Annotated in this window: 14 protein-coding genes and 1 pseudogene; 10 read left to right on the top strand and 5 right to left on the bottom strand. The window is 57.3% G+C overall.

Going from position 1 to position 8,626, the window contains the following annotated elements:
* A partial coding sequence (locus KMP13_RS12465) for a TAXI family TRAP transporter solute-binding subunit (protein ID WP_251363831.1) occupies positions 1-689 on the bottom strand: 689 nt, incomplete at its 3' end.
* Here KMP13_RS12465 and KMP13_RS20945 point away from each other — a divergent pair.
* The 6 genes and pseudogenes from KMP13_RS20945 to KMP13_RS12435 form a co-directional block, all read left to right on the top strand.
* A complete protein-coding gene (locus tag KMP13_RS20945; protein WP_353055709.1) occupies positions 598-930 on the top strand; it encodes a helix-turn-helix domain-containing protein in 333 nt (110 codons plus the stop codon). The genes KMP13_RS12465 and KMP13_RS20945 overlap by 92 nt on opposite strands.
* Entirely contained in the window at positions 906-1,082 is a 177-nt protein-coding gene (locus tag KMP13_RS12455) for a hypothetical protein (protein WP_215266174.1), read from the top strand. Before KMP13_RS20945 ends, KMP13_RS12455 begins: the two co-directional genes overlap by 25 nt.
* Positions 1,083-1,172: 90 nt before the next feature.
* Positions 1,173-1,496: a hypothetical protein gene (locus tag KMP13_RS12450; RefSeq protein ID WP_215266173.1), complete on the top strand. Its 324-nt coding sequence runs from the start codon at positions 1,173-1,175 to the stop codon at positions 1,494-1,496.
* The gene (tnpB, locus tag KMP13_RS12445) at positions 1,493-1,870 is read left to right on the top strand and encodes an IS66 family insertion sequence element accessory protein TnpB (protein ID WP_215266172.1); all 378 of its coding nucleotides are present in this window, start codon (positions 1,493-1,495) and stop codon (positions 1,868-1,870) included. Before KMP13_RS12450 ends, tnpB begins: the two co-directional genes overlap by 4 nt.
* Complete coding sequence (locus KMP13_RS12440; protein WP_353055708.1) at positions 1,795-2,049, top strand: IS66 family transposase; 255 nt, start codon at positions 1,795-1,797, stop codon at positions 2,047-2,049. Before tnpB ends, KMP13_RS12440 begins: the two co-directional genes overlap by 76 nt.
* A 58-nt stretch (positions 2,050-2,107) precedes the next feature.
* Positions 2,108-2,662 (top strand): annotated as a pseudogene (locus KMP13_RS12435) (LysR substrate-binding domain-containing protein); the annotation flags it as partial.
* 11 nt (positions 2,663-2,673) lie between these two features.
* On the opposite strand, the gene KMP13_RS12430 reads toward KMP13_RS12435, so the two are convergent.
* Positions 2,674-3,630: a helix-turn-helix domain-containing protein gene (locus tag KMP13_RS12430; RefSeq protein WP_215266170.1), complete on the bottom strand. Its 957-nt coding sequence runs from the start codon at positions 3,628-3,630 to the stop codon at positions 2,674-2,676.
* Between the two features lie 189 nt (positions 3,631-3,819).
* On the opposite strand from KMP13_RS12430, the gene KMP13_RS12425 reads away from it, so the two are divergent.
* The 4 genes from KMP13_RS12425 to KMP13_RS12410 all read left to right on the top strand — a co-directional run bounded on the left by KMP13_RS12425 (position 3,820) and on the right by KMP13_RS12410 (position 6,193).
* A complete protein-coding gene (locus KMP13_RS12425) occupies positions 3,820-4,860 on the top strand; it encodes a carbon-nitrogen hydrolase family protein (RefSeq protein ID WP_215266169.1) in 1,041 nt (346 codons plus the stop codon).
* 64 nt (positions 4,861-4,924) lie between these two features.
* A complete protein-coding gene (locus KMP13_RS12420) occupies positions 4,925-5,518 on the top strand; it encodes a pyridoxamine 5'-phosphate oxidase family protein (protein WP_215266168.1) in 594 nt (197 codons plus the stop codon).
* Between the two features lie 28 nt (positions 5,519-5,546).
* On the top strand, positions 5,547-5,798 hold the full coding sequence (locus KMP13_RS12415) for a twin-arginine translocation signal domain-containing protein (protein ID WP_215266167.1): 252 nt from the start codon (positions 5,547-5,549) through the stop codon (positions 5,796-5,798).
* The gene (locus KMP13_RS12410) at positions 5,777-6,193 is read left to right on the top strand and encodes a putative quinol monooxygenase (RefSeq protein WP_215266166.1); all 417 of its coding nucleotides are present in this window, start codon (positions 5,777-5,779) and stop codon (positions 6,191-6,193) included. The genes KMP13_RS12415 and KMP13_RS12410 overlap by 22 nt, the downstream gene beginning before the upstream one ends.
* On the opposite strand, the gene maiA is transcribed toward KMP13_RS12410, so the two are convergent.
* Genes maiA through KMP13_RS12395 form a run of 3 tightly spaced genes read right to left on the bottom strand, consistent with a single transcriptional unit; the run spans position 6,190 to position 8,608 of the window.
* On the bottom strand, positions 6,190-6,804 hold the full coding sequence (maiA, locus tag KMP13_RS12405) for a maleylacetoacetate isomerase (RefSeq protein ID WP_215266165.1): 615 nt from the start codon (positions 6,802-6,804) through the stop codon (positions 6,190-6,192). The genes KMP13_RS12410 and maiA overlap by 4 nt on opposite strands.
* Positions 6,801-6,983 (bottom strand): DUF2783 domain-containing protein, encoded by a 183-nt coding sequence (locus KMP13_RS12400; RefSeq protein WP_215266164.1) that lies wholly within the window; start codon positions 6,981-6,983, stop codon positions 6,801-6,803. The genes maiA and KMP13_RS12400 overlap by 4 nt, the downstream gene beginning before the upstream one ends.
* Entirely contained in the window at positions 6,980-8,608 is a 1,629-nt protein-coding gene (locus KMP13_RS12395; RefSeq protein WP_215266163.1) for an FAD-dependent oxidoreductase, read from the bottom strand. Before KMP13_RS12395 ends, KMP13_RS12400 begins: the two co-directional genes overlap by 4 nt.
* Positions 8,609-8,626 lie beyond the last annotated feature (18 nt).

Here is an 8,626-nt window from a genome sequence, read left to right as displayed (position 1 = left end):
GCGTAAATCGCAGGGTCCATGCCAGCGCTGCGATAATAGGCAAGGGTTTCACGGGGCCAGACGTCCTGTTCGTCCAGCGTCAACATGCGCGAAAACAGCCAAGCGGTACGGGTGGTGACCAGTTCCGCCCCGTATTGAGACTGAAACCATCCCGCGAGGCCAACGTGATCGGGATGGTGATGGGTTACCACCACCACCACCTGTGTGCCGGACCCAGCTTGGGCGATGCCAACGCGCATACCTTCAAGATCGGCAAGGCTGTCGATGCTTTCACCAGCGGGCATAACAAGGTGCAGGTCTTCGGGGAAGAGGTTGGCAATAATGCGCAGGTTTGGGTGCGGCTTGCCTTCGAATTTACCCTCACCAAGGAACATGGAACGGGTGACGTCAGCGGCGGCAAGGCCTGCCTCAAGCTCACCGTTCTGGACGGCGGCGTTATTGAAGACTGACGCTGTGGTCGACTGCGCAATTGCGATCAAGCCGGGCACGCCACATTGACCACCTTCGTCGCAAGGGCGCGAGCCGGGAGGATTGGAAATCCCGTTGGCGATCGTACCGCCGATGGGGAAATACGTGCCGCCAGCACCGCCGGTGCCAATGCGAAAGAAGGACGGGTCTTGTGCGGCGACAGGACCAGCGATCAGGGCTGACGCGAACAGAGCGCCCGAAATTGATTTTACAAGTGCCATCATCATCTCCATGTTGGAAGGAAACGGTCTTGGTGCCGTTTCCTTGGAAACAGGATCCATGGCGCGGGCGGCGGCAAATCTGGGCAGTATCCAGCCAGCAATCAGCCTCACCCTGCGAAGTCTGGAAGAATCATTGGGGATAGTCCTGTTTGATCGCGACACACGGAACCTCAAACCGGTGCCGGAGGCAAATTACCTCCTGTCCGAAGCGGACAGATGGCCCAGCTTAAGCGCACGATGAACCAGCTTCAGACAGGCGGTGAGGGGGAGGTGCATCTTGCCGCCATACCGGGCGTGGACACTGTGCTTTTCCCTGATTTCCTCAGCAAACTGATGCAGGATCATCCAAACACACGCCTGTCTTTGCGTGAGCGTCCGATGAACCCGCTTTAACGCCGACTTTGAGAGTGAGCTAAGTGTCCACCATCGATAGTGGACACCATGAGGCACTCAATGAGCAGGCGGATGAGGAGAAGCAGGAGGTTGCGCACAGGCGACGACGCCGAGGATGTCTGTTGCGTAGGTCGCGCGGCGGTCAATGCAAACCTTATTTTCAAATGGTTGAAGGACCCGCGGTTTGCGCCAGAAGCAGATACGCAAGAACAGGAAGCAACATTTCTGCCAATTGAGATCGAGGCTGATGTCGCCGTTGAGCCAGCACCGATCGACGTGCCAAAGCCATCTCTATCGCCCCCACTGTCCGCAAGTCGGGTTGATATCTCCTTGTCTGATGGTCGGCGCATTCTGGTTGAAGGGCCAACTGCGCTGAACGCCGTGGTCAGCCTTTTGCAAGGTTTGACGGTTTGATCCTCGTTCCGTCCCATACCCGCGTCTGGCTGGCGGCGGGCGTCACGGACATGCGGCGCGGGTTTAGCACACTGGCCGCCCAAGCCGAGAAGGTCCTGGAACTGGACACGTATTCTAGGCATTTGTTTGTGTTCCGGGGGCGGCCCGGTGATCTGTTAAAGATCACCGGGTGGGATCAACAGGGTGCCTACCTGTTTAGCAAGCGCCATGAGAAAGGCCGGTTTGTCTGGCCCGCTGCGAAGGACGGCAAGGTCAGCGTGACTACCGCGCAGTTGTCGATGCTGTCCGGCGCAAGTTCGTGGATATCTTCGCCTCTCAGGGCTCCAGCATCGCCGAGGAAGCCATCCATCGGATCGCGGAACTTTATGCCGTAGAAAAGGATGCGAGGGGTAGAACGCCCGACGTCCGCGTGGCACTGCGACAAGCGCGCGCCAAGCCAGTCTTCGATGATCTGGAAGCCTGGCTAACATGGGTTCTGGCCCAAATCGCCGACCACAAGATCACGCGTCCCGACGAACTTCTCCCCTGGAGTTACGCTACACAAGCAGCGTAACAAGCATCACGATGGTTCAACAGGTCGGGTCCAACGGACGGGCACGTCTTTACATACCCGAAGCTCGACCCAACTGATCGAAATGGTGAGTAGCCAAGGCGTTGACTTGGGCTTTGGGGGTTTTGAAGCGGATCATAGCCGCACGCAGCAAACAGATGTGACGGTGATTTCCGGGAATAGCTTTCTAGCGTTGCCCATCACGCATCCTTTGGCTGCACACGACGTTATCCCTTTGGCAATGCTATCCGATGAAACTTTCGGTTCAATGCAGCCCGAACACGCGTTTGAACGGCAACGGCAGGCTGTATTTGCGAGCAATGGCGCCGAGATCACGATCAAGCTGCGCAGTCAGACCGTCTTGCCTTTGCTGCGATTTGTGGCACTTGATCAATGTTGCGCCCTTGTAGACCCGCTGACGGTGGCGAGTGCCGGTTTGTTGGGCATGATCGAGGATCGCATCGTCTTTCGCCCCATCGCGACGCCGAGCCGCTATGACTATCGCTGCTGGTCCCAAACATGCGCCCGCAATCCGCGTTGTCGCGGTTGGTCGCCTCGGCTTGGGAAGATCATATTATGGAAACGCTTGATGCATCAGGTGCGGATCCGGCTTTGACCCGCCGCTGATTATTGCAAGGTTCGCTTATTCACCCGCCATTCGCGCGGCGTCATCCCATAGGCGTCTTTGAACTGTTTTGAGAAGTGCTGGAAGTTGTGCAGCCCCCATTTACACGCAATCTGCGACACGGAATGGGACACAAGGCGCGGGTCGATCAGGTCCTGGGAAATTGCCTCTAACCGTGCCTGCCGGATAAACGCGGCAATCGTGCTGCCTTCGCGCTGGAATACGCGCGCGAGGTTGCGTTGTGACATGCCGACCGCGTCCGCGACAAACGTGGGCTTCAAGTGTTCTTCGCGCAGATGATCGCGGATGACCGTTTTGGCGCGCGCCAACAAAAGCTGATCAGGACGCCCAAGCGCTACTTTGCCCTCGGCCAAAGTAGCAATTCCTACGGCGACTAGATCGACCATCATGTCTTGCATATGAGTCTGCACTAGCGCCGATTGCCCAGACACATGTGCCGCGCATTGGCGCAGCTGCTGGGACACCAGGCCGCCAATGTCGGAAGCGGCACTGACGCCAAGCCCGGTCAACATCTCGACCTGCGGGACGCGGGCCAGCAAAGTTTCATAGGGGATTTGGATGACCAGTTGGTTCACCGGACGCCCGCAGGTAACTTCGTAAGGTTCACTGGTTGTATACAGCCCGAAATCACCAGGATGCAGCACCGTACTGCGCCCCAATTGCGACAGGTGCCCCACGTCGGACAATTGGAGGCTAAGCATAAAGAAACTGACAGCGTCGCGCGCAATATGGTCCTTGCGGCGGGTCACTTGCTGCGGACTGCCTGTCACGCGGGATACGTTCAGCTTGGTCAAACGGTCCAGCATGATCCCGCCATCAAAGCCCGCTGCATCAGGGGTCGCGCAGTGGATCGGCAGGTAGGCGTCACAAATCACATCGCGCCAAAACGCAAATCGTTCAGCGGGCTTTAGATGCTTTGTCGCATATTCCGTAGACATGACAGGCGGATCCTCCCAAACCGAATGAAGTCTTTTACGCCAAATTTGAAATAATTTCCACTGACAACTAGTTTGTTCGCACCCCTTGTCCAGCAAACGCACATTTTCCGTCTCGCAAACGGAAGCATCTGTCCAAGAATCGCGCATCCTCTTGTCCAGAATTTGAAAAACATCATGGGAGTGAAAGATATGGCTGGACACGGTCCTTTAGGAAAACTTGTCAAAGTTGGTGTGGTGCAAGCCGCCCCTGTACTGTTGGATTTAGATGCAGGCGTTGAAAAGGCCATGGGCCTGATTGATGAAGCGGGCAAGCAAGGGGTGGAGTTGTTGAATTTTCCTGAAACATGGCTGCCCGGTTATCCGTGGTGGATTTGGTTCAATCCGCCCGCGATCAACATGCAGTTCGCCGCCCCCTATTTCCAGAACGCCATCGTCGCCGGGTCTGAACAAGATATGAAACTGCGCGCCGCCTGCCGTCGCAACAACATCCATGTCGTGATCGGCGTGTCAGAGCGTGAAGGCGGCAGCCTTTACATGGCGCAGTGGCACTATGGCCCCGAAGGTCAGGTGATCTCGCGCCGCCGCAAACTGAAGCCGACGCATGTGGAACGCTCGGTGTTTGGTGAAGGCGATGGGTCGGATATGTTTGTGAACAAGACCGAACTTGGGAACATCGGCGCGCTATGTTGCTGGGAAAACCTTCAGCCGTTGTCGAAATACGCTTTGTTCTCTCAGGACGAAGAAATCCACTGCGCCGCTTGGCCAGCCTTCAGCCTTTACGCCAAACTGTCCAAAGCGTTCAGCCCTGAAGTGTCCGTGAACGTGAACCAGATTTATGGCGTTGAGGGCCAGTGCTTTGTCCTTGCCGCCTGTTCAGTCATCGACAAGCCGATCTATGACTTGCTTGTCAAAAACGAAATGCACGAGAAATTCGTCGAAATCGGCGGTGGGTATTCCCGTATCTTCGGGCCAAACGGCGCCGAGTTCGGCGAGAATATCGCCCATGACAAAGAAGGCATCGTCGTGGTGGACATCGACCTTGGCTTGATCTCGCACTCCAAGACTGCCGCTGATCCGGCAGGGCACTATGCCCGTCCTGACGCGCTGGCCTTGATGCACAACAAGAACCCGCGCCGCCCGGTAATCGGGTTCGGGGCCGCCACGCAAGAGGCCGGTGATATCCCCGCCCGCCGCAGCAGCCCGGCCACAGAACTCGAAGCCGCTGAGTAATGGCTTTCAGGCGCGCCTTCTGCCGGGCGCGCCTTTTTTATCTTAAGGAGACATGTTCATGGATATGTACAGCGAAGGCAGCCGCAAGCTGCAAGACCGTTACAACGCCCGCAAAGTCGCCGATCTGATTCAAAAAGCCACCTGCGTCAGCAGCTTTGATGACGATCAGTTCGGTTACCGTAATTTTATCGAAAGCGCGACATACTTCTTTCTTGCCACTTCATCGGGTGAAAACACCGATTGTTCATTCAAGGGCGGCCCCAAAGGGTTCATCCGCGTCACAGGATCGAACACGATTATTTTCCCCGATTATGACGGCAACCGGATGTATAAATCGCTTGGAAACATCACTGACAATCCCAATGTCGGCCTGTTGTTCCTGCGCTTTGATAATGAAGAGGGCAACCGCTATTTGCGCGTGCGCATCAACGGCAAAGCGACGGTGCATGAAGATCACCCGCTTAAGTCCGAATTCGTCGGAGCCAAGCGCATTGTCGAGGTCGAGACGCATCACATCTACCTCAACTGCCCTCGCTACATTCCGGAAATGACTATGGTCGAAGACTCCGCGCACATTCCTCAGGAAGGCAAAGAACAACCTGTGCCCGGTTGGAAGGTGAAGCCGGGGATCAAAGAAGCGCTTGAAGGGTCCGAGTGACCGCTTTGGCTGTTGAGCGGGGCAAATCATGACAGGCGACAAATCTTTAGATCGGCGCAGGTTTCTGCAAGGAACCGCCGTCGCAACTGGTGCGGCTTTACTGCACAGAACCGCCAGCGCCCAAGGAGCAAACATGATAGACTTGGCAACCACACCTCATCCCGATGGCTGGCTAGAATACACCCAGCGCCCAGAACTGGAAGGCAAGCAGCTTGGTGTGATGAGTTCTTTACCGTTCAGCTTGGCCGCCCCTATCGCATGGCGTTTCTGCGCTGGCTGATCCCGGTGATGTCCAAGCCGATCTCGGCTGAGTTCTATGAGATCATCGGCAAATCAGGTTCGTTTTCCAAGGGCGAGGGCACGGCGGCTTTGTCGATGAAGGTCGATGCGGGGTCCGAAGCGGACGCGCAGGCGCAGTGTGCAGATTACGTGGCAGCGATCACATCGGATGCCGGTTGTCTGGGCGCGACGGCGATGCTCTCACTCAATGATCCGCTGCATTTTGTTGTAGTGGAACGCTGGGAAAACCCGGCTGATCTGGGCCTGAACCTGTCAGACCTCCCCGCGCGTGACGCCTTTGCTGGTGCGATGTCCTCACTGGGCAGCAATCGTAACTTGACAGCCGAGACCTACAGGGTGCACCACAATCCGGGTCGGTTCGAAATGCCAACCTAGACCGGATAGGCCTTTTCAAATGCAGGATGCGATTTACAGGTGGCTTCGACTGTCTGCATGCGTTTGAAGGCCGTGTAATCCGCGCCCCAACGGTTCGCATTGTAAAGCTGTGGTATCAGGCAGATATCCGCGAGGCCGGGGGTGTTCCCGGTGGCGAAGGGGGTTTGGTCGAACCCGGCCAGCAGGGTTTCAAACGCCTCAAGCCCTGGCGTGATGAAGTGTTTCATCCAATTGGTTCGCGCTGGTTCCTCGCCCTTAGTCGCATGGCCCGCGACAGACAGGTTGCAAACCGGGTGTAGATCGACAGCGATGGACTGCGCCAAGGCCCGGATTTTTGCTCGTTGCGCGGGGTCTTCGGGCAATAGCCCAAGGTCGCGCGTTTCATTGAGGTAGTCGAGGATCGCCAGCGATTGCGTGAACCGCTGACCGTCGATATCCAGCACCGGCACAAACCCTTGGGGGTTGCGCGCCAGATGATCGGGGCTGCGGTGCGCCTTTTCCAGCAGGTTCACCGTTTCAATCCGATAATCAATATCCGCGATGTTCAGCGCGATGCGTAGCCGGTAGCTGGCGGACGACTTGGGGTAATCCCACAGAACAACCTCGCTCATTTCGCGGCCCATAGGGCGGCGCGCAGCACGTCGCGGTCGCCAATGTGATTGGCCAGCGTCAGGATCAGCCGCGCGTTGAACGCGTCGCTGTCTTCTTTGCTCAGGCCTTCGTGCGCGCCAAGTAGTTCTTGGTAAAACCCATCTGGGTCGGGGATATTTGGATCAAGGTTCAGAGTCATGCCGCGTCCTTTCCTATGGCGGTCGCAATGTCCCGTGCGACAGCATCCGCGTCGAAGCTGGGCCAGCGGGCGACGACGTGTTGGTCGGGGCGGATGAGGTAGACGGCTTGGTCAGTATCGCCCAAGTAACGTTCTGCCAATTCGGGTGAAATATCTGCGATATGGACCACCTGCGTGGCGATGCCGTGAGCGGTGACAGGATCAGGTGCCTCGCCACCCAGTGCGAGCAATGTGAAGTCTCCGGTCAATTGGTCTAGTAAAAACCCGTTGCCCGCAGGCGCATCAACGCAAGCCGCACCAGGGCGAGACCGCTCTGGACCGCTCAAAGCGTCCTCTCCGAACAGCGAAAAGCCGTCGTAGGTGCAGGGCATCGACAAACGCCCCGAATTCACCAAAGGTCGCGCGAAAGGATGGCGGGCTGCCATTTCAAGAACGGCGTTGCGGAACACATGGCTGATCTCGGTCTTGGGCGTCATGAAATCTGTGGCCCGCGAGGAATTGAGGATGTTTTCATCTGCCCCAAACTCACGCTCGGTCGCGTAGCTGTCGAGCAAAGCTTCACCTGCCAAACCCTTCAACACTAAATCAAGTTTCCAGCCGAGGTTATCTGAATCCTGCACCCCAGAATTCGCACCTCGCGCGCCAAACGGTGAGACCTGGTGCGCGCTATCGCCCGCGAACAGAACCAGGCCGTGTCTGAAGGTCTCCATCCGACGGCATTGGAAGGTGTAGATTGATGTCCACTCCAGTTCGTACTCTGGGATTGTGCCGGTTTGCGATGATAGCATCTCGTCCACACGGGCGCGGATGCGTTCAGGCTGCATTTCCTTTTCACGGTCGATGTCCCAGCCCAGCTGGAAATCAATGCGCCAGATATCATCAGGTTGCTTGTGCAACAGGGCAGACTGGCCCGATCCTTCGAAGGGTGGTTCGAACCAGAACCAGCGTTCGGTCGGGAAGTCGGCCTTCATTTTGACATCGGCAATCAGGAAATTGTCTTCAAACACCCGCCCATCGAACGACAGACCCAGCATGTCGCGGGTGGCAGAGCGGGCGCCGTCACAGGCGATCAGATAGTCGGCCTCTAGCGTGTACGGGCCGTCGGGGGTGTCGACCTCAACCGTCACATAATCGTCGTGCTGCGTGACGGAAGTGACCTGATTGCGGCCGCGCATTTCGATGGGCGCGCCCTTGGCTTGTTCAGCGGCGATAGCATCGAAGAAGAACTTTTCGAAGTAGGGCTGTTGCAGGTTGATGAAGGCCGGGTTGCGGTGTCCGCCTTCGGGCAGAAGGTTGAATTCAAACACCTTTCCGTCGCCGTGGAAGACACGGCCCACGTTCCAGACGACGCCTTTGTCCACCATCCGCTGCCCCGCCCCGAGGCGGGTCGCGATGTCGAGGGTACGTTTGGCAAAACAGATCGCCTTCGACCCAAGCCCCGCTCCTTCGTGATCGTCCAGCACCAGCGCAGGCGTGCCGCGTTGGCCCAGATCGAGGGCGAGGGACAAGCCCACAGGCCCGCCGCCGATGATCACGACGGGGTGGCGCACCACGGTGCCTGCTTGGGCCGGTACTTTTTCGTAAGGATAAAGCTTGAATGCGGTCTCGTAACGTACGGCAACCATGGTGTTTTCCTCCCTCGT

It is taken from the genome of Epibacterium ulvae, from assembly GCF_018678075.1.
Lineage (GTDB): Bacteria > Pseudomonadota > Alphaproteobacteria > Rhodobacterales > Rhodobacteraceae > Epibacterium > Epibacterium ulvae_A.
The sequence above is the reverse complement of the archived record's forward strand: the minus strand, read 5'-3'. Positions and strand labels throughout refer to the sequence as shown.

What these genes read in the sequence shown, in the direction of transcription:
- KMP13_RS20945 (WP_353055709.1), top strand. Translation starts at nt 598, where the DNA reads ATGCGAAAGAAGGACGGGTCTTGTGCGGCGACAGGACCAGCGATCAGG.
- KMP13_RS12455 (WP_215266174.1), top strand. Translation starts at nt 906, where the DNA reads ATGGCCCAGCTTAAGCGCACGATGAACCAGCTTCAGACAGGCGGTGAG.
- KMP13_RS12430 (WP_215266170.1), bottom strand. Translation starts at nt 3,630, where the DNA reads ATGTCTACGGAATATGCGACAAAGCATCTAAAGCCCGCTGAACGATTT.
- KMP13_RS12425 (WP_215266169.1), top strand. Translation starts at nt 3,820, where the DNA reads ATGGCTGGACACGGTCCTTTAGGAAAACTTGTCAAAGTTGGTGTGGTG.
- KMP13_RS12420 (WP_215266168.1), top strand. Translation starts at nt 4,925, where the DNA reads ATGTACAGCGAAGGCAGCCGCAAGCTGCAAGACCGTTACAACGCCCGC.
- KMP13_RS12415 (WP_215266167.1), top strand. Translation starts at nt 5,547, where the DNA reads ATGACAGGCGACAAATCTTTAGATCGGCGCAGGTTTCTGCAAGGAACC.
- KMP13_RS12410 (WP_215266166.1), top strand. Translation starts at nt 5,777, where the DNA reads ATGGCGTTTCTGCGCTGGCTGATCCCGGTGATGTCCAAGCCGATCTCG.
- maiA (WP_215266165.1), bottom strand. Translation starts at nt 6,804, where the DNA reads ATGAGCGAGGTTGTTCTGTGGGATTACCCCAAGTCGTCCGCCAGCTAC.
- KMP13_RS12400 (WP_215266164.1), bottom strand. Translation starts at nt 6,983, where the DNA reads ATGACTCTGAACCTTGATCCAAATATCCCCGACCCAGATGGGTTTTAC.
- KMP13_RS12395 (WP_215266163.1), bottom strand. Translation starts at nt 8,608, where the DNA reads ATGGTTGCCGTACGTTACGAGACCGCATTCAAGCTTTATCCTTACGAA.